Raw genomic sequence first — 25,048 nt, forward strand, 5'->3', positions numbered from 1 at the left:
GTGTTGTCCCCCTTGTACTGCGTTACCTGGCTGAAAAAACATGCTACAGGCAACGCTCTGTTTGTTTTACATGATGAAAAGTCAGCCATAACTCTCTATCGAACAAAATTATTGTTGTTTTATACAAATAATTTTTAGACTTATAGCTCAGAAGCAATTTTCCAATTTATTGAGCTAACGCTTTTTTCTAAACTCATACGACAAACAATCGCTTCTATCTCTTTTTGCTCAGAGGATGTTGCCAATACTTCAGCACATACTTCAAGTTTTCCAGGTTGGATCATATCAGTGAAACTCAGTGATCGTAGCCTCACGGCAACTCCATTGAGAGCCTGTAACACTAATGTTCTTACCAAAATCCCATCATTACTATCACACACTACATGAATTTTATAACTCTGTACCTGATCAATGGCCTGTTGCCTAGGTTGTAAATTAATACGTTGAGCAGCCTCACGTAACAATATATTTGCGCAAAGAATAATCGCTGTAGCTACCGCAGCCAGCCAATACTGCCCAAGGCCACATAACACACCAATTCCCGCGGAACACCACAAAGTTGCTGCGGTATTTAATCCACGAATATTCATTCCTTCTCGCATAATGACACCGGCACCGAGGAAACCAATTCCTGAAACAACCTGTGCAGCAATACGACCAGCACTATCTGGTGAAGTTGTTATTGAACTGAGTATAAAAACAGCTGCTCCGGTCGCAACTAATGCATTAGTTCTTAAACCCGCCATACGTTGACGCCATTGACGTTCAGCACCAATTAACGCACCAAAGCACATAGCTGATAATAAATGAAAGACAAAAGGAGTTATTAACATGACATTCTCCATACAACTCAATGGATAAATAATCATGTGCATTTATTTTGCACACAGAAATTTGTGCCGAATGTTTAATTCAGCGTTATTTTCTGTACATGCCTGGAGGTAACAAAATGTAAATATATAACAGCATAATAGAAAACCCAATATACTATCCTCAGCAACTCCACTGAGTACCGGATAATACCGTCTTTGAGTAAGTACAGCTCAGATATTTTGAGTGGTACCGCCCGCCTGTTCAGCAAGCAGCAAATCGGAAGGAAATGAACAGCTTGCCGTCTTATTTTTTATTTAACCAAAAACTTTGACTGTCCAATGACGCTAATCTCCCCAATAAAATTTGTACGAATTATAACCAGAAGCAATTAATAAGTAAACAAGGATATTACTCTAACAAAGAAAAAGTCCGCCACTATATAAAACAATGACAGACTTAAAAATCATTCAGGCAATCAGATAGCAGTTACGTTTGCTGCTGCTGGGCCTTTAGCACCATTTTCAATGGTGAATTCTACGTTCTGGCCTTCTGCCAAAGTTTTGAAACCGTTACCCTGAATGGCAGAGAAGTGAACGAATACGTCTTTGCTACCGTCAGCTGGGGTGATGAAACCGAAGCCTTTAGACTCGTTGAACCACTTCACTTGACCTTTCATTTTGTCAGACATTGTGACTTTCCTATATATCAAAAAAATTTTGCCAACATGGGCATGTACTGGCCAGTTATCAGCTATTACTTATGGAGGCACTAAGAAGGAAACGGTCAACAAAGGCTATCTGAGGATAACACTTACACATAACTCATTAACTCAAGATGTCGTACATAAAGTAGGTCTGTTTATCAGGCCGGCTGCATTAACTCATGATAGAAAAAGAATAGCAACCTTTTTATGCATTCGTGTTTTAAAAAAAACGTTTACGCTCATTATTAGAACAATGATATAAAAAATAAAGTCATTAATTATAAATTTTTTTGATTTATTCAATCTTTATCTTAATGAAAGCAGTAATATTAATCTCAATCAATAACAGTTGGCAGATTAAAATAAAACAACTGCTCTACGTCAGTTCGTCTCTCTCATGCTAACCTTAAGGACCGATAGCTATGAAAATATTTCACTTTCTCTTCATTTAATCAGGTCAACATATGAATATCATTAAGCAGATACTGATTCAGGATCTTGAACGAATCAACATTGAAGAACAGCGTGATGGCAAACTTCGTTTCAACAACCAGTTTATCAGCAACCATCCTTACCTTTGCCTGGCTATGCTCATATCCTACCTGACGCTCACTGCGCTTATCTGGTACGCCCCATACTTTGGTTTACTTTCATTGCTAGCCTGCACCGTACTTTTCATTGTCATGGCGGCTATTTTATTATTCGAAATTAAGCCCGTATATCGATTTGATGATATCGGTGTGCTTGATCTACGGGTATGTTACAACGGCGAATGGTTCATCAGCGAAAGAATCTCAGACCAAGCAATCAAAGAGCTCCATCTCCACCCTCGTGTTCCGCTGGCAATAAAGGATGAAATCAAACGTATTATACAAATAAAAGGTGAAATACATTTTTATGATGTTTATATCATGGCGTTCCCTGAGCAATCGCATGCAGCAACATCATTGCCAATGATGAATAAGAGTACTCAGCTTTAACAAAATAGCGCAGTTATAATACAATACGCCTATATAGCGATCAAACAATAAACCGATAAGATTTTTTGCGTTGACAGGGTTTCAGTTCATCGCTAATATTGGCCGCATTCTCAGGAACGATTCCTCCATAGTTCAGTCGGTAGAACGGCGGACTGTTAATCCGTATGTCACTGGTTCAAGTCCAGTTGGAGGAGCCAAATTTCAAGTCTGGAGATACTGCAAAGAATTTCCGACGTTTATCAGATAAAGAATCTGCAAAAAGCCCAATGGAAATTGGGCTTTTTTTGTATGCAACAGCACATCTAGGAATACCTGCCTGATTAATCCAGAACGACTTTATAAACTCTTTCTTTAGATTTATGTAGTATGTTTACTTCACTAACAAATGATAATTCGTAATGAATTCTTACCTGACCATTACCTATATAATTGAAGAAATTAATACCACCCAGCTGACCATCAGCATTTCCTTCAGGATTAATTACAGCTAAACGGAAAACATTATTTTCATCACCACTTAAAGACTCTATCTTTAATAATATCTCTCCTGCATCTTGATTATCAGCAGAATACCCTTTAATGTGAACTGTACCTTCTTTCAATACCTTATCTTTAAGTTTAATATCTCTGACCATAATATTGATATCATAATCAATAATACTCTCACCAATTGGCCGGCCCCTGCTCTCATCATATTCATCAATATAAGGCACTTCCAGATCACGACGAACCTGCACTGTTCCAGAGCCTTCATCAAGCTTTACAAGTACATGTTGAACAGTAGAGAATTTAGCGCTACCGCTTTCGCTAATAGTATAATAAACACTATCGTGTTTACCGGCAGTAAGAAGAGAATTCTTTACAGATAAGCTACGGATATCATTACTATCTTGTACACTTGGAACAACTTCAACATTACCATCAAAAATAAATTTCAGTTCATGCTTGTTTAAAATATTCGAATCAGCAAACAGTACTTTAACGCCTGCTCTTATATCACCACTGTCAATGACATTATCATAATTTGCCGGATATATAGGTGCTGCCAACCCTGCTGATTTCAGCTTGAATCGATCCAGAACAGCTTCTGCGACTACACTGCCACTAGCATCTGTTACTTCAGCGACAAATTTGACTGTAGCATTACTCTTTTGATCTGTTTTGATTTTTACCAATATTTCAGATGCTCTACTGACAGGATCGAACATGTTATTATTATTTACAATTTCATATTCATCCTCATTCAAGCCATTCACTACAATTTTACATTTGTAATCACCTAATGATGTCGAGTTATCATCCTTTGGAACTACAAATAATCGTAATGGAACGTTAAACCAATCTTTATGTGAAACCCAATTAGTTACATCAGTATTAATTGAAAACTTCATGACTTTTCCTCATTTGTTTTATAGAAATCACCAGAAAATTAGCCACTCTTTTCGGGAGAAATATTATCTACTGACTTTATATTTAGAGTTATTTTCACCTCCTTCATAATAGTTTTATTTTATAACAATCAACTTTTATTTATTCAATTTCGTAATATTTTTTTATGAAATGGATTTTATTTTTCCATTGCATTTTATATATTAACTTTAATCTATTACTAAATTGAAAATATCTTAGCATGTTTGCGGTGAATAAAATTTCATTATCAATGGCGAGCTCTTTTACATCTGTTTCAGCCTCGACAAATACCATACTTTACAAATTGGAGGCCAGAGAACAAATTACTTTTTCAATTAAGCATTATAGACAAGCAAACTCACTAATAAATATCAAAAGACAATAAGTGACCTGTTAAAATAAATAAAATAGGAAAAATATTATCAAATATCAAAACCCTATAAGCAACATTAAAATAAAGTTACTTAATATATATTTTCTTATATTTTTAATGCTCATAATCAATTATTTTATAAATAAAAAAACAGATAATATTTCCACTATTCAATTATCGTAGGTAGATATTAGTTAATTCTTGTATTTCCTGAACTGGAAAATTTAATTGACTAGAAAATAGCAAAAAACATCATTTTGAACACCAGTTAATCAATCAAACTCAATTTTTACTTTTCCCCTTTGACAAGCCCAAAATACCCAGCTATCATTCGTCTCGTTCTCAGGAACAATTCCTCCATAGTTCAGTCGGTAGAACGGCGGACTGTTAATCCGTATGTCACTGGTTCGAGTCCAGTTGGAGGAGCCAAATTAGAAAAGCCCGCTTAATGCGGGCTTTTTGCATTTCTGATTCCATTCTCCACTTACAACGTAACATTTATAATCCTAATCAACCGACTTCCATAGTATACAGTTCCAGCAAATAACCTTCATTCAGCATAAATACAGAGCAATAAGTTCAGTTTGCCAGCAAACAAACCTTATTTGTTGTTTTCTGCTTTGACAAAGCAAAAGTATACCGATAATATTCGCCCCGTTGTGAAGCAATTCCTCCATAGTTCAGTCGGTAGAACGGCGGACTGTTAATCCGTATGTCACTGGTTCAAGTCCAGTTGGAGGAGCCAAATTAAGAAAAACCCGCTTAATGCGGGTTTTTTGCTTTTCTGATTTCGCCAATTATCTGACATCGTCTCACCAACACAATCACGCTATCCAGCCCACTCTTATAGCATATAATTCCATCAAATAACCATTATTTAGAATAAAAACAAACCAACAAGTTCAGTTTACCAGCAAACAATCACGATTTGTTGCTTTCTACTTTGACAAAGCAAAAGTGTACCGCTAATATTCGCCCCGTTGTGAAAGAGTTCCTCCATAGTTCAGTCGGTAGAACGGCGGACTGTTAATCCGTATGTCACTGGTTCGAGTCCAGTTGGAGGAGCCAATTTAAGGAAAGCAGACGTTCACTAACGTCTGCTTTCTGCATTTCTATCAGTTGGTTATCCCTCTTCAGTCGTTCACTCTCGTTCACTAAAAACCACTCGAAGCCATATCATTTTGATGGTAAAAATGCTGGTAATGCTGGTTCGATTTGCCTTTTACCAACAATCGAGGGGGTATTTTCATGTCACTGACTGATATTAAAGCAAAAAATGCAAAACCCCTTGAGAAGGAATACAAGCTGACCGATGGCTTTGGCATGTTCCTTCGCGTTACCCCTAAAGGTTCCAAATACTGGCAAATGGCTTACCGCTTCGACGGGAAGCAAAAAATCTTCTCCATAGGTGTTTACCCTGCTGTTTCTCTTTCTGACGCAAGACAACGCCGTGATGAGGCCAGAAGGCTTCTTGCTCAGGGCATTGACCCTAATGCAAAGAAACAGGCCGAGGTTAAAGAGCTAAAGGCCAAGCGTGATAAGACACGCACCTTTGCTGTAGTGACTAAAGCTTGGTTCTCCACGAAAACAAAATGGTCAAAAGATTATGGTGACTCCGTATGGAAGCGCCTTGAAACATATGTCTTCCCGACAATTGGCGATAAAGATGTTGCCGAACTGGATACGGGGGATCTGCTGGTCCCAGTCAAAAAGGTTGAAGCGCTTAGTTATCTTGAAGTTGCCATGCGCATTCAACAATACATTACGGCGATCCTTCGTCATGCTGTTCAGCAGAAACTCATACGCCATAACCCTGCCTATGATATGGAAGGTGCTGTTCAGAAACCTCAGACTGAACACCGCCCTGCACTGGAGCTGGAAGAAATACCCCAACTACTGAAAAAAATTGCCGAATACAAAGGTCGCAGGTTAACCATACTGGCTATTCAGCTCAATCTGATGATTTTCATTCGCTCCAGTGAGCTTCGTTTCGCTCGCTGGTCAGAAATTGATTTCAAAAGTAAGTTATGGGTGATACCCGAACAGCGTGAAGCGATTGAAAACGTCAAACATTCGACTCGTGGTGCAAAAATGAAGCGTAAGCACTTCGTCCCTCTCTGTAATCAAGCTATGAAGATACTGAAAGAGATCCGACAACTGACTTATGAAGAAGGCCATGATGATGGATTAATCTTTACTGGCTGTTATGACTCGTTTAAGCCCATGAGCGAAAATACCATCAACAAAGCTCTTCGCAATATGGGCTATGACACGAAGCAGGACATCTGTGGACACGGTTTTCGCACGCTGGCCTGTAGTGCCTTAATTGAGTCAGGTTTGTGGTCAGAAGACGCTGTAGAGCTTCAAATGAGCCATAAGGAAAGCAACAGCGTCCGTGCTGCTTATACCCACAAGTACCCACAAGGCCAAGCACCTTGACCAGCGCCGCCTGATGCTCCAGTGGTGGGCTGATTATCTGGATGCGAACAACAACGGTATGGTTAGGCCGTTTGAATTTGCTCAAAGAAGATAACAATAGAGGCCAAGGATGGCCTTTCACCATACTTTACCCCTATTTTTTATTATCTAAAATGAAGATTAAGTGGCTAACCTTATTTATTCCTTCTCACTTTGACCTGTAATCATTGACTGAAGATATTTATATTCAGACCTCAAAGAATTATATTGTGAAGCAGTTAGAAGTCTATTTGAATTTAACTCAATAACATTAGCATCATGTTTAAATTCATTTAACGCATCATTTTCCATTGCACATAGTATTATTTGATAATCCTGAGGAACACTACGCATTAATTCTTTAATAACAGTTTCATAACGGTATCCCGCCTGTTCCTGCTGGTTGGGTGTATCGATAACGAAAGGAGGCACTACGCAAGATTTAGCGCCATGAATTTGTTGTAGTATAGAGAGTTGATAAGCAAGTAGTCCCCTAGCAGCCTCAGCAGCACCACCACCAAGCAACTGTTTATAATCAGTGGGTGATTTAACTTTGCTAAGATTTATCCCTGTCGAACCTAGTGCTTCAATATTTGCCAACAGTTTGGACATAAAGGACGAATTCAGTTCATCCCTTTCTTTGGTAGAAAGAAGTTTTTTCTGGTCTTTTTTTAATTCCTTGATGGAACTGTTGGCCTTGTTGATGTTAAGGTCTTCATTATTGATTTTAATTTGAATATTTTTTGAAACGTTTTCAGTAGATATGGTATTAATTACTTGAGCAATGAGATATTTTTCAACTGCATCGTCGTCTGTAATGTATTTCTTATTTATCCTATCGATTTCGTTAGTAATAAACTGAGCGTCATCATTTAATGAGTTCAATGAAGAATTGAGTTCCGCTATTTTAGATGCTATTGAATTTGCCTCATTAAGCAATGAATCCTTTTCTGAAAGAAGCAACGCTCTGTTAGGTAGTGAGTTATCATGAAGAGTGCCACACAATGGACACTCTAAATTGTCAGTAGGTATGGATTCTACCGCAAACTTATAATCTTCCTCGAGTTCATTTGCAGAAGTAATGGCTAACGCATACTGACTTTCGAGATCGTAAATATTTGAGGTGATAGTAGCCTGAGCATCATAAAGTCTTGTTTGGTAATCGATCAAGTCATAAAGTTCATTTTTTATTTCATTCTGAATCTTAATGAAGTCATCATTATCTAAAGCTATAGGCGAATCAACCGAGTTATCAACTATAACTTCAACCGCGCTTTGAAATTTTTCTATTTTATGTGCTGATTCTTTTTTGATTTCACTATATTCATAAATATTTTCCTCAATATCAAAATGCTCAGGCTTAAGATAACCAGTAAAATATTTGATTAATGGAACTTTCCAGTTGGAATATTGCCCTAAGTTCTCGAATGAATTCCAAGGTGAACTCCAGCTTTTTATCTGGTCAATATAGAATGGTAAAAAATAATATGCTGGAGGAGGTGTCTCTAAGTTTCCATCACCACGATTAGGAAGCTTCATTTTGAAATTGACGAGATCCGAGAAATCTTTCGAAAAATCACCAGTTATATTTATATATCTTTGAGCTTCATCGCCGATAGCTCCCAAAATTATTGAGTGGGTTCCACGACATGAAAAATACTCTTTGTTATTTATAGTAAAGTATAAAATGGATTTGATGTCATTTGATTTCCATTCTTCATCGAAAACAGGATCGCATCCTAAAGACCACAGTAAACTTTTTGCTAGAGTGGACTTGCCAATACTATTATCTTTTCCGGTAATTAAATTCAATCTTTTCTGGAACGAGAACTGATTCGCAAGTCTTTTCGAATCTGATATCAGAACTAATCGTTGAAATGTCAAGTTTCTCATTTTTCTTGTTCCTTAAATTCCGAATTAATAATTTATAGTTATCTTTATTGCTTACAATATTATTCATGCATCACCTTTAAAAAGCTATAAATTACCTCGCATAATATATCGTCATATTCTGGCACTTGATCTTCAATATTAAGCTCTTGAGCTTTTACAATAACTGACTCAATGTAATCACGGGTTTCTGTAAAGTCTTCTTCAGAGACACTACTTAGCGCCTGCTGGACTATTCTCATTATATTCATATCAAAAGCCGACGAATGTCCGGTTCGGCGCAAGAAAAGTTGTTTTATTTTTTTATTAATCTTCCGATAAGTTAAGGTGTTCCATTTCATGTCATTTTTAGCTAAGTACTCAAAGTCTTTCTCAAAGTCTTCAAATTTTGGGCTTGTTGTATTAACAGCTATAACATCCTTTACCTTATGAGATGTTAGAGATTTATCCTCAACCATTTTCTCCCAAACAGTAAAATCGTAACTATTCTGTCCTTTGCGATGAATTTCATCGATTATTGCTCTATAAATATTAACGGCATTGCAATGACTATTTGGAAATATTTCATTTACTAATTCAGCAAATCTACCAATGACAAACTCTTCTTGGTTCTCTAATTTTATTTTTGGAACAATAAACTTTAGATTTTCTGGCAAGAGAGATATTCCAAGCTCATCCTTTAATTTTCCAGTTAACCCCGACAAGCAATCCACACTAAGATCACCTGAAGTTATAACGTCTAATTTTAACTTCTTATCTCTTTGTTCAAATGAGAAACCACTGGAGGACACAAGACCTATTTCCGTAATTCGTGCTTCATAGTCTGTACCAATACATGAGCTTAATAGCTTACCGAGAATGGAACTCTTAGCTCCCTCAGCACCTTGCTCTCGTTTGGTTAAGGCGTCAGAAGTGAAAGGTTTTCCAGTGTTCTTTACTTGAAAAAATTCAAATTTTGCCGAACTTCCATACAATGAGTCTGCGATAACGACATCCTCATGATATTCGATCAATAATGCATAGTCAGAATTTGATTTATGCTTTTCAATTATTCTGCATAGAGCCCAATGATATTGAAAATCATATTTTCCAAATGTGGTTGCTCCTGAAATTTCTCTTTGAGCATGACCCAAAACATTACGTTCCATTGAAAACCCCACCTTTACTTAAGGAATCGCTACTGACTTTTCTAACCAATCTAATTTAGGAAGGGCAAAAAGTCTATAAAATCGTGGTCTTAGCCCGTTCTGAAGTAGAGCTATCACAGCACAGAGCATTGCAGATAAACAGAACCAGCATTTTTTTCAACATATGCTACCAGCATCTCATGCTCATGTCGGTAATCGAGTGATAAAGACAATGATAATGACTATCAGGAATCAATATTGATGGTTATATGGTGGCATTGACAGGTCAACAGGCAATTCATTATGCAATATGGTTATATGAAAAGCAAAAGTCATTCAGATATGCCATAAGTAAGACGACAGCGTCCACATTACTTATACTCTTAGGCAAACATCTTGATCAGCTCCTTCTGATGTTGCAGTGGTGGATTTGTTATCTAAATAGCTGTATCTAATACCACTACACTTACGCTGACTGGCATGTAACATGTTGCGTAAAGGCATACATCGTAGACCTGATACAGCGTGGCAGACAGAGAAAACAGCACCAAAGCCTTACGCTATAAATGGATTACAATCCCGCACAGCTATTTAGGTGCCAATATTAATGACATGGTCATGCTATCTCAATTTGCTCGCAGCAAATAACGACCTGAAAGCTAAGGATTACGTTGCCTTATACAGTAGACATATTCAATACAAGGATTTAATCTAGACACGTCAGTCATAGTAAAGAGATGGAGTTTGTATTGATCATTGAATATGCAGTGGAAAAAGAAACAAAACAGATCATCCATATTGATGATGTTCCTAATGGAGCTAAGTGTAATTGCATATGTAAATCATGTAATGATGAATTAATTGCTCGTAATGGTGGGAAATTAAAAAAACATCATTTCGCACATAGAAATCTTATCGAGAATCGTGCTTGCCGAATGACACAGTTGCATTTAGCAATGCAACATTTTTTTCTTGGCTTAGATATATTAACAATACCACAAATGACTTTTGCGTATAAGAACGAAACGCTAAAAACACCACTGATAAATACCAAAATACTATCCGCAACCTTAGAACAAAGAATTGGAAACTATGTGTCAGATGTCTGCCTTAATACAGACACTGGATTATACATCGTGGAGATCTGTGTAACACACAAATGCGAGCCTGAAAAGATACGTTATTTTAAAAATAACAAAATAAATTCAGTAGAGTTAGTGTTTGAATACTCTGAGGATATCGAGATAGAAGAATGGTATCAACGCATTAAAAACAATCAAGTTCCCAATGAATGGTTTTATTACTCAGAGTGTATTAAAGCGATTGAATGTCATGATTTAGCTGTCGAAAAAGAAATAAATGAAAGACGTTCAAGAAGATTAAAAAACACACTAAATTCAATCAACAAAACAATGAAAAATAAAACCATATTCCTGCCAAGTATTCATGAGAGTATAACTTATGAAGAATCTAATGAGATTTTTACTGAAAGCTTCTGCCTGTACGCAAAGAAGAATCGTGCCGTTGATAAACTATCGCTTATACAAAAAAACGATGGTTGTTTTATCTTACGTGGAGACGCCTTGCATAAAGGGAAAGAATTTCATATATGGATAATATATTTACTAAATGAATTTGATTTGAATCTAATGGATGATTTTGATGGAAGTGTAATTATAAGATTCTATCCTGAAGATAGTAACAAACCTCAATGGCGCTGGTTGAAATATCCATCACTTGAAAAAGAAAAAACACGAGTACGGTCTCAGTTCATTAAAACCTGTAAAGAAAATATACATATGAAATCCCTAACAATTTATATGACCAATAGATTAAAAAATCGCTCACATGAGTATTTAGACATGACAGATGAACTCTTCAATAGAGACTATAACATATGGAGTCAATGGCTTATAAGCAATGATCTATTTACACCAAGTACACAGAGGAAGTGGCCAAAATTACCTAAAATGCTCAAAGAAATGAAAGAATCACCCAGCCTTTGGATGTTCCAGAGATGGTCAATTTTAGTAATAAGCATCATGCTTAATATAATAGATAATTTATCAAATGGAAGCAGCATTACAGTTTATAACATATTTGATGAAATGAGTAACATCCTGCCACTCGATCCTGAGTTTATATCTTTAGAAGCAGAAGCAATTGCCAATAAGAAAACCATTCAATTACCTCATCGCCATCTTATTTTTAGAAGGCATATAATCCTTGAGGTTCTACGACCTTTAATCGAAAGAAGTATTTTGACTGTGAAAGGTGATATTGTCATTAAAGAAACACCATTGCGACAATTGTTTCTTCAAAGCATAGATTAACTGTCAATCGAAGAAAAGATCCCTGCCAGATAAAACCCATGAAAAGGATAACAAAGTGTTAAAAAACATAAAACAACAATTTATCTTGGGATTAAAAAACACAGAAAAAATCATAACTCTAATAATTTTTATGTGTACGTTTTCAGGAGCATGGTTCCTCTTTAGCTATGCACGTACCCACGGTGTAAAGTTTATTGATCTGATACAATCAAATTTACTCATCAGTACAGGTGCATTATCTTTTTTTATAATACTTTTTATTGTTGGTTGTTTTTTAATATCATTCAACTTATCTCCAGCGATTGCCCGATGCCTCTATTATGATATCTTAGCCAAAGAAAAGATAAAGGGGATAAAAAGAAGAAAATTGATATATTTATTATACTTCACATCATGTGGAGTAGCTTCTTCATTCGCATTTTATCATTTTTATATCGGAGTTTTATTAGTTGTTATAATTGTACTTACTCTTCATTTTTTAGCGGTAACAAAACCCTTTCATTATAAAAAAATAGCCGTCACATTAAAATTATTTTTATATACGGCATTATTATTAGCAATAAGCATTGCTATGTTTGGATTTCTTTCCATTACACTGAACTTTAATATAGAAACAAATTTTTCTCTTATTAGTATTATTCAAGCCCTTTCAATATTTGTTATTGTCGTTACATTGGCGATTGTTGGATTAGCAGACATACATCAACGTAATCGAGATCAAAAGAATAGGATATGGTGTTACGTTTTTTTCTCCTTGCTTATTGTTTTTTATATTTCAACAGCATTTTCAACAGGTGTCTCAGAAAAAATAGCGAATATGATCGGGCTAGGTTATGTTAATCAATGTTATTACGAAAAGGATCTGGTGAAATACTCCATACCTGAAAGGCTGATTATAATACAGAAAGACAAAAGCAAGATAAAACTATTTATTATTGCTGATGTAGGCGGTAAAATATACATATCTAAAGATAAAAATCATCGTGCAGAGTTTATGTTCATAGCCAATGAACTAAGTGAAGTAAGCTGTGATTAATTAGACAAATACACAAGCAAAAGGGCCATACGGCCCTTTGTTTTCCCTAAAGGGGAACTCTCCATTGGAGAGAATATATATCCCCATACTTGGGGCTACTCAATCAGCCCAATGGGCTGCAAACCACTCCCCATATATGGGGCAATCAGACACTTCATGACGTGAATGTTCACAAGGAACATTTATTAAATATAATATTTAATATCGATTGTCAAATATATTTTATATAATATTATAACCACCGACTACAAATAATATTATTCCTGCCTTCCCACCATATCTTCAAGAAATCTTTTCCCTCGTAATTTAATCCTTGCTTTAGCCTCCGCATTAATATTCGAAGCCTGCAATAACATTCCCAATACAAATTCCTTATCGACATCTTCTACTTTACACCCAACAGCTTTAGCCACTTCTGCACCTAAAATAATCTTCAGCCGTGTTTCAGCACTCTTAGTCAGAGATTTTTCTTTATACTTAAGTCGATTCAGATGCATCTGTGCCGAAGCTATTTTTTGTTTAATTGTTTTTTCTGTTCGTGGTTTCCTGCTTTCAATATCACCCTGTTTACTCATCAGAACGCTTCCCTTTTTTCCATTCATTCATATAAAATGAAAGAAGTATATAAAAAACATCATCATTCCCATTATCAACGGTATGCCAGAACAACTTGCCGGGGAAGAAACCGATTAAGTTCGTCATTGAGGTGTTTTCTTCGAGATACATAAGTGAATACAGGTAAGCATCCAGAGACACGCAAAATTTATAATAAGCCGGGAAAGATATGCTGTCATGGCGCTCAAGAAAGTAATCCATAAAGCAACAAAAATAGAATAGCTCATCATCAAAGTCATCATTGTTGATTTGTATTCGTTTTTCAAATCCAGTGTACGATTTTTTCATTTCTGATATCTTATTGAAATCCAAACCCATGAAGTTAATGTATTTATTTGTCATTTGTTTTTCCTTTTGTTATTTAATGATTACACTTTGCAATACAATTAAAAAAAGAAAAGGTCAAATAATATGACCATGATATGTTAAACAGCACTGTATGTTGTTGTAAACAACCAGCTGCTGAACATGCTGCCCTATTAATGATGGGATTTATCCCGAAAGAATGGTGTTTTGGTTTTAAAAATATGATGCCAGCAAGCTCAAAATAAAAAATGCAACACAAATGAGTGCAACCACTAACATTAAATGTCTGATACTCTCCCCGTTACTTATTTTATCAAATCAATGAAACTAATTTCACCTGTTGTTTTTAAACTCTGATTTTGGGCCTTAACCTGTGAATTGTGCAACACAAAAAAGCATCTAATATTTTCACAATTTCATCTGATTTACGCTTTCCCGCCTTACGGCGGGAGGAAAACACTACTTTTGCCCTCGCGGGCGCTCTCTAAAACCCTAACATTCAATATAATTACTGTACCTCAACCGTTTATCCGATTTCTGCCCTGTTAATTTCACAGACATTAAAACTAGCGTTATTATTTAACTATAGAAAAACTTTATACATTGTTGTTATTTTTTAGCTCCGTCAGGAGATATAAAAATAAAGCAATGCCCACCTATACACTCACTTCGTGAGCGTGTGGGGTCTACCGACGGTTGCCTGCCGCAGGCTAAAAGCAAAACCTAGGTCAACGTCAACACCAGAGTTTTTCTTACGAAAAACTAAAACCAGCATAGTCGCATTGGAGATTTATATTTTGGTTTGATATTTAAATTTATATTGAGGTTGTTTTTATTGTATGGCTATTTTTCATCTTGATTTTAAAATTGTGAAACGAAGTGAGGGCAAATCTTCCGTTGCGAAAGCTGCCTATCATGCTCGTTGCAGAATCACAGATGAAAGAACAGGTGATACCTATGATTATAGTCGCCGTACTGATTTGTACGGGCATTTCATATTAGCTCCCACTAATGCTCCTGAACACATCATAAAAGACTCTACAGCATTGTGGAATGAAGTTGAAAGAGTTGAGCGTCAAAGTAATGGTCAAACATCTCGTTATTTCGACGTTGCTATCCCTGCTCAGTTAAATAATGATAACAAAAAAAAACTTGTTCTTGAATATTGTCAGAAAAATTTCGTTGAGAAAGGCATGATTGCCGATATCGCTTTTCATGATCTCGATAGCGACAACCCACATGCTCACGTTATGTTGACATTAAAAACCATAGGCCCGGAAGGTTTTGCCAAAAAAGAAAGAAGCTGGAACGACAGAAAAATGTCTATGCTCTGGCGTGAATCATGGGCAACGATGGCTAACAGCTATCTTGCTGCTGCTGGCTCATCAGAACGTATTGATCATCGTTCCCTTCAGGCCCAGCACGAAGAGGCATTAGAAAAAGCGGCGGTTGCTCTGGATAATGAAGAAAAAGCACTATGGCTTGCCAAAGCCGTTGAAACAAACCGTCTCCCAATGAAACGTATCCATAGTGCTAAATGGCGTAGTAAAGCTGCTCAGGAACAAAGAACCTCAGAACAGGCTGTTCGTGACGCAGCGAAGCAGGAAGCGGTTGAAGTCTATAAGATCTTCAGCGAACTTGACCTTGAAATCGTCGTTGATGTCAGAAGCTTTACGATTACACATCTTGCTGAACCAGAAGAGATTGTATTACCTAAAACACGCTCCGGTTCTTCTTCCAGTGAACCGCAAAGACCTGTGCTGGTAGCCCCGGCACCTCATACTCGTATGCGTGACGTTAAATCCTATCGTGATAAATCCAAAGTCAGTAAGGTTGTTGCTGGTAAGAAACCATTGGTCAGTATTTCTGATTCTGGAAAAAATACTATTCTGAAAACACCCGCCTCTAAAATACCAAATAGGGTATCCAGAAGCGACCCTGAACGTGTTAAGAGGAAAAAGGCTATTCTGCGTCAGGATAATATCTTTAAACGCTTTACAGTCCTTTTGGTTGATTTTATCAGGGGTAAATTTATATGGGCTAAAACAGATAAAACTAAAGTTGATATTATCAGTGAAGAACATGATAAACGTATTGCTGAAAACTATGTCTTTGATGAAGTATTAGGCCAACCTATTCCACGCGCTGAATATGAGAAACGAGCTAAGTTTAACCAAGATGACTACGAGCCAACACCGGATGGGATCAGCCGTTTCTCAAGCCGTCTGAAAAGCGAAAAGCCGGAGGTGGATCACAGCATGAGTTTCGATCCATCTATGTCACATTCCAACAAAGCCCTACGAATGAGGCCATCTAGACAGCGCGGTTAAGTTCGCTAGAAGAAGTTTTGCCATATAGGTTTTTATTGACACTTTCAATTATATATAATCTAATTCATCTAATATGGGTAATGTTCTACTTCAAAAAGGAATAATTATATGGGAAAGGGGTCATTTCAGATATATCAACATTATTTACCAGCAACTTATCTTAGATCTTTCACTTCTAAAGAAGCTGGAGGTAAAGAAACAGTATGGGGTTTTGTTAAAAAAGAGGCATCAAGGGACCAAGTTTTAAAACGCTATGTCCCTTTAAATATTAAGAAAATTTGTGGCACCAATTTCAGACACACAATATGGTTGCAAGGTGAACGAGACAATATAATAGAAGATTTATTTGGAATGTTAGAAAAAATTTATCCAGCTATCAAATCTATACTCAATTATTATTCATTGAAAAAAGATCTTTACAGAAAGTTATGTCCAAGAGGATATTTTTTATTTAAATTTACTCCGCCTGATGTTTTTTTTAAAACAAATCGAAAACCATATAAGTTATCCTGATTATCACTTAAATTCAGCTCCCATAGGCGTATACTTAAAATAAGTCTGTGTGGAGGTAAATGAAAATGGCTAAAAATCAGATTCAATTCCAAAAAGGCATTTCTATTCATGAGTTTATTTCATTATATGGTCATGAAGAACAATGCCAAAAACAGGTGTTCGATATGCGCTGGCCTACGGGGTATCACTGCCCTCATTGTGGGCATGATAAGTATTGCCAGTTAAAATCTCGTCTCCTTTATCAGTGCAATCAATGCCATCATCAAACATCTTTGACGGCCGGCACATTGTTTTCTGCGTCAAAATTACCTTTAACTGTGTGGTTTTTGGCGATTTATCTCATGACTCAGGAGAAAAATGGGATTTCTGCACTTGAATTGTCACGTCAACTGGGCATTTCCTACAACGCGGCATGGCGTATGAAACACAAGCTAATGAAAGCAATGAAAGAACGGGATGACGAAAAGCCTCTCGGCGGGTTTATTCAGCTTGACGACGCATACTGGGGAGGGGCTCAGCATGGCCCCCGAGGGCGAGGGGCAAAAGGGAAATGCCCTTTCGTTGCGGCAGTTTCAATGAATGAAAAGGGCCACCCTATGTTCATGCGTTTCAGCGTTGTGAAAGGGTTTAAGACCGAGGAACTGACCCGTTGGGCTAAAGTGCATCTCAAACCAGAATCTCTTGTTATTTCAGATGGATTAGCTTGCTTTCGGGGGATTGAGCAAGCCGGGACTTTCCATTTGCCCCTCGTTACCGGCGGGGGAGCGCAGAGTGTTAAGTTTCCTTATTTTCAGTGGGTTAACACAATGATAAGTAATGTAAAAAATTCGATACGCGGAACATATCATTCGATTAGCAAAAAGTATTTACCTCGTTATCTTGCCGAATTCTGTTTCAAGTTCAATTGGCGCTTTAACCTTAAAAAAACATTCGAACAGCTTATTTATTCATGTATCCGGGCAGCACCTATACCTGAGTATTTACTCAAGCTAGCTGAGATTCGATGGTAATCAGGTAAACTTTTGAGCGACCCCCTGAATCACAGTATATTTATTTTCCTTCAACGCAGTATGTATCTTTTCACCCCAGCTTACTTTTCTTTCGACATCTATTTTCCCAAGAGCAGCCAGTCCTTTCGAAGTTAAAACACAATCATAAAATTTACGCAGCCCCGGTCCTAAATCAGGTTCTGAGCAGCGTATATAGCCTTCGTCATAAAGAAACTTGATTGTATTTTTGTATACGATAATGGTTTCTTTCACCGGATTGTTTTCAGACGTATGTCCGTTTTTGTTCCATGAACTTACTTCATCGTCATAATTGACCAGCACTCTCTTTTCTTTTTTAGACCTTCACCTTCAATGAAGAAAGTATCGATTTCTACTGGATTGGGAAAATTTTGATAGAGTATACTCAATACAACAGCAGTACAGTTTCTGAACTGGTTAATGTTATCTTCTGTTTGTATCATTTCGGTTCCTTGTAAAATTCGATTTAAAAGTAAGATCAAGTCTCTGTACTTACTTATCCCGATAGCCATACCCTCAGTAGAGAGCGCTTTCATTATATACGAAATACAACCTGATTCTAGTATTGTTATTTGACTGATTTTGTTATTAGACTTTGCAATAGATTTAAATCTTATGATTACACCTGTTCTCTTGTGAATAGCAAACGAATAACCATCTTTTTTAAGTATTATAATTTCCCCAGCATACACCAGTGGCGACAAAAAATCATCTTCACATAGCTGGTTATAGAGTTCACATTCATCTTTTTTAATTGCACGTTTATTCATTTCTTAATCCTTCTTGTTGTTTAACCTCCTGCAACTCCATTTAATAAATAGAAAAAGCAAAGTATATATTCATTTACCATGCACAAATATCATATGCAAATTTCATTACCACCATATAAATAAACCACATTTCATGTCAAAATGTGGTTTAAATTTAAAGGTTCATTTACATTCTTCTTCTGAACACAACATTATCAGAGAAAATTGCCTTACCTGCGACAAACCCAACAGCCGCAATGATTGGTAGGCTGATAGTAGCTCCCGCCATGCCTGTAGACATTCCGATCAGTATAGACAGGCCGAAGGTCAATAATATAACAACGGAAGCATACCAGCCGGGGTAGGTTCCATATAAAACAGTTGCCATGCAGCCAGTGCAGACATGGACGCCTCTCTGGCTTTCTTTCAGGCAAAACGGACACTGGATAGTTTTGTTTTCCATGATAGATCCCTTAGATCGCTTTCCAGCCATTGCTGGTTTTAACAAGATTCATGGCACCATCAGCAGGTCCGTTCATTCCTTTCACGCCAGAGAACGCACTTTTGTCCACCCATGATGGAACATCAGTTAATTTCCACGTATAGGTGACGCGAACAACTTTCTGATTACCGTTGCCCGGCTCGGTCCATTCCTTCACTTCATCAACAACGCGGCGACCAACACAAACACCTTCTTTGGCATCCCAGATTTTGGCTTGTTTACCTTCATCTGTTATCCCAAGCGTATTGTTATCCCAGCCTTTAACAAAGGCCATTAAGCCCTGCTCTACGAGGCCGTCAAGGATTACAGACCCTGTTCCAGTCCCTGTTTCATCAAATCGCGGTTTGGAGAGCTGGACAGGGAATGTGACATTGTTGTTTCTCAGTGAGAAACAGGTTTTCGATTGACCAATCTTCGCGTTGATCGCTTTCTCAAAGTCACCTTTTTCGCCACATCCCGCCAGAACCAGTGCAGCACCCGCCATAAGAAGGATCTTCTTCATTTTCATATCCCATCAGTGATAACGAATAAAAAGCCACTTGTACTGGTCCAAGTAATGACACTTATGAACGGTTCAGCCGTCAGTCACTGATGGCATCAGACACTATTCAAATTTGCGGTATCGATAGACCAATACATCATCATCGGCAGATACTACGTTAAACGTAGTATCGAAAACAAGGAAAAACTACGATTCTCGTAGCTCTTAATGATGAGAGTGCTTATGACCCAGCGAGAATCCCATAGAGACATCTTTTGTAAGCGTTTAAAAGAAGCGCGGCTTGCAGCTGGTTTATCTCAAAAAAAGCTGGGTATCGCTGCCGGGATCGATGAATTTGTAGCAAGTACTCGCATCAACCGATACGAAAAAGGTGTACATGAAGCGGATATCCATACTGCACAGAAGTTGGCAGAAACGCTAAATGTACCATTGGCATATTTCTATGTCGAAAACGATCAACTTGCCTCAGTCGTGATTAACTTTGATAGATTAGCTGAAGAAGATAAAGAAGAAATTAAAATCATAATAAACAAATATAACAAAAATACATCACTTTAAACGTATTTCTATATTTATCTGTGGTCGCACAGAATGTCTGGTTACTTTTGATATGAACTTCCGAGAAATTTAAGAATGAAGCAGTAAGAAAGATTTACTATGCTGCTTTAGGTCAGTTTATTCGTACATTGACGATCCATTTCTTTATCCTTGTCATCTAAATGGTTTAGTTAGTGTAATACCAACTGATTTGTTATTTAGATTTAAAGGGAAAATTTATAAACGGGACATTAAGTTCAGGGCATTATTGAATTTACTGTCACTTCATTTACCCCGCTTAGTTCAGAAAACAATCTTCTGTAGCTGTTTATCATTCGTTCTCTGTCCAAATCGGCGTCAGCCTCTGACAGGAAGTAATAATCGTAATCTTTAATACAGATGCTTTGACCACTTTCCAGTATGCGTTTTATTCCGTCTCTATTTAATTCCATATCGTTTGCGATACATGTTATGAAGGGTATTTTTTCGTTTGTTTAAAAGATGCTTATTATTTTTATGTTTTCCATTATTTACCTTTTTAATTTCTTTGTCATATATTCAAATACCACTTCCCATTAATGAAAATCAAATTTATTTTATTCTGAATAATAGGATTACTATCTGTTTACCATTCTTTTTTGAAAAAATATTTATCTTATGAGCTAACGCTCATGTGCTGCCGCACGGCTACGCCCTGACGCTAATTTAAAATGGGATTTAATGGTTAACGCTTTTTTCCACTACTTTAATATTAACACGCACAGATCCTGTTTATGAACATAAGATCCTATTTTGGTATATGCACTTTCTCTTAAATATATAGGAAACTATATTTTCAGAAGCAGCACTTCGTGATTGTCCAAAACAATCACATTGCTGAACAGGGTTCATCCCTGTTAATGATGGATTTATCCATGAAAAATTGCGGCGTAGCCGCTATGAAGTAAAAGGTAAAATAATTTTATATTTACTTAAAAGCCAGCAGCGCTTTGTGATTGTATAAAACAATCACTTGCTGTCCATTATGGAAAGTAAGAATAAAATAGAAAATCAAACGGTGCCATTTATTCGGCACGCTCCCCGTTAAGGTTATTAAACCTATTATAGTATTAATGAAGCTTAACTAATTGTATTTAAAAGAAATTTCACGAAAAAAGTTTCCTGTACGGAAATTTAAGTTTCCCCTGTGGAAACCGAAGTTTCCTGTACTGAAACCAAAGTTTCTTCTGTGGAAACTTTTGATAGTTAAAATACCCCGACAAACAGTGAACGCAATTTCACAAAAGTGTATTATCTTTCCTTTTTTCATATTTATTTTTGACAAAAATATATTTTGCATTATATAGGATAAACATAACAATAATAAAAGGATAACCGATGAGCATTGATTACAATACAATAATGACCTCCAGCAGTGAAGAAGTGGAAGAATATATAAGCAGAAATCATTTTACAGACAAACAGAAACTGGAGATTTACAGTTTTTATAACAGAAACAGAAAAGATAAAATAACCGTAAATGTAAAAAAAGAGAGAAGTTCTGATATTCAACCGGGAATAGCCTATGTTCATGCTTTTCTTGATAATCTGGAAAAGCTCGGAAAAAATATGTCTGGTGCAGAATACACAATAATGATCCGCTTATGTAAACTCATGCAGCATGGAAACCTCATTGCCAGTATATCACAGTCGGCACTCGCAGAAGAGCTTAATATGAGCAAATCTAACGTGTGTAAATGCTGGAATAAGCTAATAAATAAAGGCATTCTGGTCAAAGAAGGGAAGCATACCATGATAAACGCAAATCTCTTTCTGAAAGGCCAGTACAGAACATTAAATGCCACAAGGAAAGAATATGTTCAGAAGTCGCTGAGAACGACCAGTGAAGGCATAGAAGACGTATTCGTCACCGTTTATAAAGATACGATATTTACAAACAACGAAGAAAAAACAATCGATAAAGAAGATGATAAACCTTTACTTTCTACTCCCGACGAAGATATTGACTGGGACTCTGTTTCAGAAGATAACATTTTTTATGATTATCCTGAAGATGTAGATGAAGAAGAAAGAATGTAGTTTTCATCTGGATATTATTCCTTTTATTTCCCGGTCCCGTTTGACACTTACTCTACATCTCGTAATATAAATATATCCACTATTTTATTTATGAGGTATTTATGAGAAAAGTAAAAACAGATAACAGTGATTTGGTTGAATATCTGAAAACAATAGAAGCATTAAAACAATATCCTGACATACATGAATATTATCATGAATATAAGCGTCTGCACATGGAAGGTGCGCAAGTTAACGAAATAAAAAATATAAATCAGCGCATACTGAGCTGCGCCGCTTGGACAGAAAAAAAACATCATTGCTTGAACAGTTTATCGATGAACTTAACCCTGTTAACCAAGCTTCCGCATTTGCTTCTAAAAACTTAGATAAGCTCGAAACGTATAGTTTCTATAGAAGAAATATTATTGAGAAGAGCAAGGAAGAAATTGTTGCCTTGGTGATAAAACAGCGTACTGAAGCAGCTCTTGAGTTCCAGCGCTCAATTGAACAAAGCCTTGAACAACTCTCTCATATTTCGGCAGAGTTCAAACCATCAAGTCAGATACGCAGGAAAATGCCCCGATAAAATCTATCCTGTTCAGCAAGGTATTGTAGACTGAATCAGTATTTACTTTTCATTCCGGTAAATTTAAGAATGAACTTATTGAATGATTTTATTAAAACCACTGAAATAGTCAGATTATGTAATACCGGAATCCATTCCGGTATTACATTTTGGATTGACTCATACATCCCTCTGAAAAACATTCCTGATATTATCTGTTTATGTCCATATTCCAGTCCAATACGCTATAATCATCAAAAGATCGTCCTGATTCCAGATTTCTTATCAACATATCCTTGATATATAAGTCATGAAAAAACATCAACCTCTTTAATAACTCTGCTATATCGATATACTCCTTTTTTTCTTTCCCCGTACCAAAAAGGATTTTATAATAATCAAACTCATTTAGAACTTCTAACATATGAACTCGTAGCGCAAAATCAACTGCATCCTGCTCTTTTACGAAAGTCATAACGTTTTCATCCTCTACACTTGCCATATTGTATATCCTGTCCACATACAACATTAGCGTTGCTGAAATGGCGAATATCATTGTTTCATCTTTTTTACTCAGATTATCTTTCTTCATATACAACCTCTCTTATTGGTATTTAGTATTTAATAAAAAGCACTCGTTTGGTATTAACAATACACCCAAGCATTACGTACAAGTCGTTCTGCTACTTCCTCGTAGTTAACCTCTTCAATATTTCCCTGATTGCCTTCCTGCGTGGTAAACTTGTCAAAGTTATGACAAACATGATTAATCGTTATCCGTATAAATGCACTCATAAAATCAGCATCATCGACAAGATGCGAAATGCTGTCACTACACATATCCTGCATAACTTTCCAGCTTGCTTCAAATGAACGTTTAGCGAGATCATAAAATAACTCTGTAGATGTATTTTCAATTTCAATGTTTTTTGACATAACAACTCCTCATATTAATATGATATGTATTTAACTTTATTTTTATTCGGCCCGATGACAGGGCCTAAATAAACTGGATTACTTTTGAGACTCTTTCATAAAACCTTTATCCTGATGATATGCTTTCAGTCTTTCCATCACATAAGCAAGATCAACCAGTTTTACTGACACACCTTCAGCACCGGGGTGACGCCGCTCGACCAATGGTAAATGTGATTTAGCTTTTTTGATACATTCTTTAAAAACCATTCCCATGAAATCTTCATCATTACATAGTGCTTCAATCTCATCAGGACGCTCGTTCATGACAGTGCGCATTCTTAGATCATAAAATATCGTCATCAAATGGGAAAAACATTTATTCGATTCCAGCTTAAGCTCTTTATTCATATTTATATCCTCATGGTTAGATACAGATTTATATTCTCTTTCGTTGCTATTAGCCCCTTGCCGGGCCAAATAGAGATAACAGAACTATTAGTCTGAGTTTAACATCACATTATACATAAACCTCAGATTGACTTTGACCTCATCGAAAAACACTTCTTTTAGAGATCCTGCGCTTTTGTGTTTTTTCAGGAACTGACTAAATCCCTCCTTACTGTTTTCGATTACTTTATCAAAAACATCATCCATATATTTCATATCCGCAATATTTTTAAAGAATCGGTCCCCCATGCATTCCTGCATACTATTGATATAAAGCTCATAACCTTCAAATGCTTTAACAATAAACAGTCTGGTTGATTCATTGGTGACTGTTATCACATGAGTTTCAGTTATTGTATTATTCATGTTTATTTCCTTCTATAATTTAAGTGAAGATATCCCTACACAAAACCTGTATTATTTTATTTCGGTAGGGAATGTTGTTAATAGCAAACTTCTTTTTCAGATTTTACATAAAACCTCCTTATATCATCATATTAACAGTATCTATTAAACTGCCTGAGTACGTGATGCATGAATAATATTTTCGATCCATGCATCAATCTCACTTTCAATAAATGCTATAGAACGCATTCCGGTTTTAACTTGTTTAGGAAACTTACCCGCTCTTATAAGGGTATATATCCACGTTTTACCAAATCCCGTTCTTCTGATTACTTCGGGCAAACGAATAAGTTTCGGATGTTTATCTGTTTTGTTTTGAACCATGTTTATCTCCTGTGTTGTTCGATGGAGATAATTCTAGGATTTTGGCTGGTTATAAACTAGGGACGTTCGCTAACCGTGAGTTTCGCGAAAATTTTTGGTGGGATATTATTTATAGGGACATTCG

Annotated in this window: 24 protein-coding genes, 4 tRNA genes and 2 pseudogenes; 14 read left to right on the forward strand and 16 right to left on the reverse strand. The window is 36.5% G+C overall.

Annotated features, from left to right (window positions below; translation table 11 throughout):
- Positions 1 to 140: 140 nt before the first annotated feature.
- Positions 141 to 833, reverse strand: coding sequence for an MgtC family protein (locus ABR397_RS02835; protein ID WP_350304383.1), 693 nt, complete (start codon positions 831 to 833; stop codon positions 141 to 143).
- A gap of 455 nt (positions 834 to 1,288) precedes the next feature.
- Entirely contained in the window at positions 1,289 to 1,501 is a 213-nt protein-coding gene (gene cspE / locus ABR397_RS02840; protein ID WP_010847246.1) for a transcription antiterminator/RNA stability regulator CspE, read from the reverse strand.
- A 479-nt stretch (positions 1,502 to 1,980) separates the two neighbouring features.
- Between cspE and ABR397_RS02845 the strand changes: the two genes are divergently transcribed.
- Together ABR397_RS02845 and ABR397_RS02850 are read left to right on the forward strand one after the other, a co-directional pair.
- Positions 1,981 to 2,496 carry a YlaC family protein gene (locus ABR397_RS02845; RefSeq protein ID WP_350304385.1) on the forward strand — a complete coding sequence of 172 codons (516 nt, stop codon included), beginning with the start codon at positions 1,981 to 1,983 and terminating at the stop codon, positions 2,494 to 2,496.
- 121 nt (positions 2,497 to 2,617) lie between these two features.
- Positions 2,618 to 2,693, forward strand: a tRNA-Asn gene (locus ABR397_RS02850).
- Positions 2,694 to 2,816: 123 nt separating this feature from the next.
- Here the strand turns inward: ABR397_RS02850 and ABR397_RS02855 are convergent.
- Complete coding sequence (locus ABR397_RS02855) at positions 2,817 to 3,887, reverse strand: hypothetical protein (protein WP_350304386.1); 1,071 nt, start codon at positions 3,885 to 3,887, stop codon at positions 2,817 to 2,819.
- 745 nt (positions 3,888 to 4,632) lie between these two features.
- Here ABR397_RS02855 and ABR397_RS02860 point away from each other — a divergent pair.
- The 4 genes and pseudogenes from ABR397_RS02860 to ABR397_RS02875 all read left to right on the forward strand — a co-directional run bounded on the left by ABR397_RS02860 (position 4,633) and on the right by ABR397_RS02875 (position 6,812).
- A tRNA-Asn gene (locus tag ABR397_RS02860) sits at positions 4,633 to 4,708 on the forward strand.
- 240 nt (positions 4,709 to 4,948) lie between these two features.
- Positions 4,949 to 5,024 (forward strand) — tRNA-Asn (locus ABR397_RS02865).
- A gap of 247 nt (positions 5,025 to 5,271) precedes the next feature.
- Positions 5,272 to 5,347 (forward strand) — tRNA-Asn (locus ABR397_RS02870).
- A 180-nt stretch (positions 5,348 to 5,527) separates the two neighbouring features.
- Positions 5,528 to 6,812 (forward strand): annotated as a pseudogene (locus ABR397_RS02875) (tyrosine-type recombinase/integrase).
- A gap of 83 nt (positions 6,813 to 6,895) precedes the next feature.
- Here ABR397_RS02875 and ABR397_RS02880 read toward each other — a convergent pair.
- Both ABR397_RS02880 and ABR397_RS02885 read right to left on the reverse strand, forming a co-directional pair.
- A complete protein-coding gene (locus tag ABR397_RS02880) occupies positions 6,896 to 8,548 on the reverse strand; it encodes a hypothetical protein (RefSeq protein ID WP_350304387.1) in 1,653 nt (550 codons plus the stop codon).
- 140 nt (positions 8,549 to 8,688) lie between these two features.
- Positions 8,689 to 9,774 (reverse strand): DUF4297 domain-containing protein, encoded by a 1,086-nt coding sequence (locus ABR397_RS02885; protein ID WP_350304388.1) that lies wholly within the window; start codon positions 9,772 to 9,774, stop codon positions 8,689 to 8,691.
- A gap of 728 nt (positions 9,775 to 10,502) precedes the next feature.
- Here ABR397_RS02885 and ABR397_RS02890 point away from each other — a divergent pair.
- Positions 10,503 to 12,086 carry a competence protein CoiA family protein gene (locus ABR397_RS02890; protein ID WP_350304389.1) on the forward strand — a complete coding sequence of 528 codons (1,584 nt, stop codon included), beginning with the start codon at positions 10,503 to 10,505 and terminating at the stop codon, positions 12,084 to 12,086.
- A gap of 55 nt (positions 12,087 to 12,141) precedes the next feature.
- Complete coding sequence (locus ABR397_RS02895) at positions 12,142 to 13,122, forward strand: hypothetical protein (RefSeq protein WP_350304390.1); 981 nt, start codon at positions 12,142 to 12,144, stop codon at positions 13,120 to 13,122.
- Between the two features lie 257 nt (positions 13,123 to 13,379).
- Here ABR397_RS02895 and ABR397_RS02900 read toward each other — a convergent pair whose 3' ends face one another.
- Both ABR397_RS02900 and ABR397_RS02905 read right to left on the reverse strand, forming a co-directional pair.
- The gene (locus tag ABR397_RS02900; RefSeq protein WP_350304391.1) at positions 13,380 to 13,697 is read right to left on the reverse strand and encodes a conjugal transfer protein TraD; all 318 of its coding nucleotides are present in this window, start codon (positions 13,695 to 13,697) and stop codon (positions 13,380 to 13,382) included.
- A complete protein-coding gene (locus ABR397_RS02905; protein ID WP_350304392.1) occupies positions 13,690 to 14,079 on the reverse strand; it encodes a hypothetical protein in 390 nt (129 codons plus the stop codon). Before ABR397_RS02905 ends, ABR397_RS02900 begins: the two co-directional genes overlap by 8 nt.
- Before the next feature lie 803 nt (positions 14,080 to 14,882).
- Here ABR397_RS02905 and mobQ point away from each other — a divergent pair.
- The 3 genes from mobQ to ABR397_RS02920 all read left to right on the forward strand — a co-directional run bounded on the left by mobQ (position 14,883) and on the right by ABR397_RS02920 (position 17,896).
- Positions 14,883 to 16,373, forward strand: a complete 1,491-nt coding sequence (gene mobQ / locus ABR397_RS02910; protein WP_350304393.1) for a MobQ family relaxase — start codon at positions 14,883 to 14,885, stop codon at positions 16,371 to 16,373.
- A gap of 108 nt (positions 16,374 to 16,481) precedes the next feature.
- On the forward strand, positions 16,482 to 16,886 hold the full coding sequence (locus tag ABR397_RS02915) for a DUF4238 domain-containing protein (protein ID WP_350304394.1): 405 nt from the start codon (positions 16,482 to 16,484) through the stop codon (positions 16,884 to 16,886).
- Positions 16,887 to 16,951: 65 nt separating this feature from the next.
- Positions 16,952 to 17,896 (forward strand): IS1595 family transposase, encoded by a 945-nt coding sequence (locus ABR397_RS02920; protein WP_350304395.1) that lies wholly within the window; start codon positions 16,952 to 16,954, stop codon positions 17,894 to 17,896.
- Here ABR397_RS02920 and ABR397_RS02925 read toward each other — a convergent pair whose 3' ends face one another.
- From ABR397_RS02925 to ABR397_RS02940, 4 genes are all read right to left on the reverse strand, one after another.
- The gene (locus ABR397_RS02925) at positions 17,897 to 18,217 is read right to left on the reverse strand and encodes a hypothetical protein (RefSeq protein WP_350304396.1); all 321 of its coding nucleotides are present in this window, start codon (positions 18,215 to 18,217) and stop codon (positions 17,897 to 17,899) included. It lies immediately after the preceding gene.
- A complete protein-coding gene (locus ABR397_RS02930; RefSeq protein ID WP_350304397.1) occupies positions 18,190 to 18,684 on the reverse strand; it encodes a hypothetical protein in 495 nt (164 codons plus the stop codon). The genes ABR397_RS02925 and ABR397_RS02930 overlap by 28 nt, the downstream gene beginning before the upstream one ends.
- 166 nt (positions 18,685 to 18,850) lie before the next feature.
- A complete protein-coding gene (locus tag ABR397_RS02935) occupies positions 18,851 to 19,126 on the reverse strand; it encodes a hypothetical protein (RefSeq protein WP_350304398.1) in 276 nt (91 codons plus the stop codon).
- Between the two features lie 10 nt (positions 19,127 to 19,136).
- Positions 19,137 to 19,667, reverse strand: coding sequence for a membrane lipoprotein lipid attachment site-containing protein (locus ABR397_RS02940; RefSeq protein WP_350304399.1), 531 nt, complete (start codon positions 19,665 to 19,667; stop codon positions 19,137 to 19,139).
- A 222-nt stretch (positions 19,668 to 19,889) separates the two neighbouring features.
- On the opposite strand from ABR397_RS02940, the gene ABR397_RS02945 reads away from it, so the two are divergent.
- From ABR397_RS02945 to ABR397_RS02955, 3 genes and pseudogenes are all read left to right on the forward strand, one after another.
- Positions 19,890 to 20,225, forward strand: coding sequence for a helix-turn-helix domain-containing protein (locus ABR397_RS02945; protein ID WP_350304400.1), 336 nt, complete (start codon positions 19,890 to 19,892; stop codon positions 20,223 to 20,225).
- Positions 20,226 to 21,581: 1,356 nt separating this feature from the next.
- On the forward strand, positions 21,582 to 22,283 hold the full coding sequence (locus tag ABR397_RS02950) for a hypothetical protein (protein WP_350304401.1): 702 nt from the start codon (positions 21,582 to 21,584) through the stop codon (positions 22,281 to 22,283).
- Positions 22,284 to 22,384: 101 nt separating this feature from the next.
- A pseudogene (locus ABR397_RS02955) lies at positions 22,385 to 22,851 on the forward strand (DUF4756 family protein).
- A gap of 190 nt (positions 22,852 to 23,041) precedes the next feature.
- Here ABR397_RS02955 and ABR397_RS02960 read toward each other — a convergent pair.
- From ABR397_RS02960 to ABR397_RS02980, 5 genes are all read right to left on the reverse strand, one after another.
- Positions 23,042 to 23,422: a hypothetical protein gene (locus tag ABR397_RS02960; RefSeq protein WP_350304402.1), complete on the reverse strand. Its 381-nt coding sequence runs from the start codon at positions 23,420 to 23,422 to the stop codon at positions 23,042 to 23,044.
- 53 nt (positions 23,423 to 23,475) lie between these two features.
- The gene (locus ABR397_RS02965) at positions 23,476 to 23,766 is read right to left on the reverse strand and encodes a hypothetical protein (protein ID WP_350304403.1); all 291 of its coding nucleotides are present in this window, start codon (positions 23,764 to 23,766) and stop codon (positions 23,476 to 23,478) included.
- Between the two features lie 78 nt (positions 23,767 to 23,844).
- Positions 23,845 to 24,156, reverse strand: a complete 312-nt coding sequence (locus ABR397_RS02970; protein ID WP_350304404.1) for a hypothetical protein — start codon at positions 24,154 to 24,156, stop codon at positions 23,845 to 23,847.
- A gap of 87 nt (positions 24,157 to 24,243) precedes the next feature.
- Positions 24,244 to 24,561 carry a hypothetical protein gene (locus ABR397_RS02975; RefSeq protein ID WP_350304405.1) on the reverse strand — a complete coding sequence of 106 codons (318 nt, stop codon included), beginning with the start codon at positions 24,559 to 24,561 and terminating at the stop codon, positions 24,244 to 24,246.
- A gap of 144 nt (positions 24,562 to 24,705) precedes the next feature.
- A complete protein-coding gene (locus ABR397_RS02980) occupies positions 24,706 to 24,924 on the reverse strand; it encodes a helix-turn-helix transcriptional regulator (RefSeq protein ID WP_350304406.1) in 219 nt (72 codons plus the stop codon).
- Positions 24,925 to 25,048 lie beyond the last annotated feature (124 nt).

Source organism: Photorhabdus viridis, from assembly GCF_040256935.1.
Lineage (GTDB): Bacteria > Pseudomonadota > Gammaproteobacteria > Enterobacterales > Enterobacteriaceae > Photorhabdus > Photorhabdus viridis.

What these genes read in the sequence shown, in the direction of transcription:
- ABR397_RS02835 (WP_350304383.1), bottom strand. Translation starts at nt 833, where the DNA reads ATGTTAATAACTCCTTTTGTCTTTCATTTATTATCAGCTATGTGCTTT.
- cspE (WP_010847246.1), bottom strand. Translation starts at nt 1,501, where the DNA reads ATGTCTGACAAAATGAAAGGTCAAGTGAAGTGGTTCAACGAGTCTAAA.
- ABR397_RS02845 (WP_350304385.1), top strand. Translation starts at nt 1,981, where the DNA reads ATGAATATCATTAAGCAGATACTGATTCAGGATCTTGAACGAATCAAC.
- ABR397_RS02855 (WP_350304386.1), bottom strand. Translation starts at nt 3,887, where the DNA reads ATGAAGTTTTCAATTAATACTGATGTAACTAATTGGGTTTCACATAAA.
- ABR397_RS02885 (WP_350304388.1), bottom strand. Translation starts at nt 9,774, where the DNA reads ATGGAACGTAATGTTTTGGGTCATGCTCAAAGAGAAATTTCAGGAGCA.
- ABR397_RS02900 (WP_350304391.1), bottom strand. Translation starts at nt 13,697, where the DNA reads ATGAGTAAACAGGGTGATATTGAAAGCAGGAAACCACGAACAGAAAAA.
- ABR397_RS02905 (WP_350304392.1), bottom strand. Translation starts at nt 14,079, where the DNA reads ATGACAAATAAATACATTAACTTCATGGGTTTGGATTTCAATAAGATA.
- mobQ (WP_350304393.1), top strand. Translation starts at nt 14,883, where the DNA reads ATGGCTATTTTTCATCTTGATTTTAAAATTGTGAAACGAAGTGAGGGC.
- ABR397_RS02915 (WP_350304394.1), top strand. Translation starts at nt 16,482, where the DNA reads ATGGGAAAGGGGTCATTTCAGATATATCAACATTATTTACCAGCAACT.
- ABR397_RS02920 (WP_350304395.1), top strand. Translation starts at nt 16,952, where the DNA reads ATGGCTAAAAATCAGATTCAATTCCAAAAAGGCATTTCTATTCATGAG.
- ABR397_RS02930 (WP_350304397.1), bottom strand. Translation starts at nt 18,684, where the DNA reads ATGAATAAACGTGCAATTAAAAAAGATGAATGTGAACTCTATAACCAG.
- ABR397_RS02935 (WP_350304398.1), bottom strand. Translation starts at nt 19,126, where the DNA reads ATGGAAAACAAAACTATCCAGTGTCCGTTTTGCCTGAAAGAAAGCCAG.
- ABR397_RS02940 (WP_350304399.1), bottom strand. Translation starts at nt 19,667, where the DNA reads ATGAAGAAGATCCTTCTTATGGCGGGTGCTGCACTGGTTCTGGCGGGA.
- ABR397_RS02945 (WP_350304400.1), top strand. Translation starts at nt 19,890, where the DNA reads ATGACCCAGCGAGAATCCCATAGAGACATCTTTTGTAAGCGTTTAAAA.
- ABR397_RS02950 (WP_350304401.1), top strand. Translation starts at nt 21,582, where the DNA reads ATGAGCATTGATTACAATACAATAATGACCTCCAGCAGTGAAGAAGTG.
- ABR397_RS02960 (WP_350304402.1), bottom strand. Translation starts at nt 23,422, where the DNA reads ATGAAGAAAGATAATCTGAGTAAAAAAGATGAAACAATGATATTCGCC.
- ABR397_RS02965 (WP_350304403.1), bottom strand. Translation starts at nt 23,766, where the DNA reads ATGTCAAAAAACATTGAAATTGAAAATACATCTACAGAGTTATTTTAT.
- ABR397_RS02970 (WP_350304404.1), bottom strand. Translation starts at nt 24,156, where the DNA reads ATGAATAAAGAGCTTAAGCTGGAATCGAATAAATGTTTTTCCCATTTG.
- ABR397_RS02975 (WP_350304405.1), bottom strand. Translation starts at nt 24,561, where the DNA reads ATGAATAATACAATAACTGAAACTCATGTGATAACAGTCACCAATGAA.
- ABR397_RS02980 (WP_350304406.1), bottom strand. Translation starts at nt 24,924, where the DNA reads ATGGTTCAAAACAAAACAGATAAACATCCGAAACTTATTCGTTTGCCC.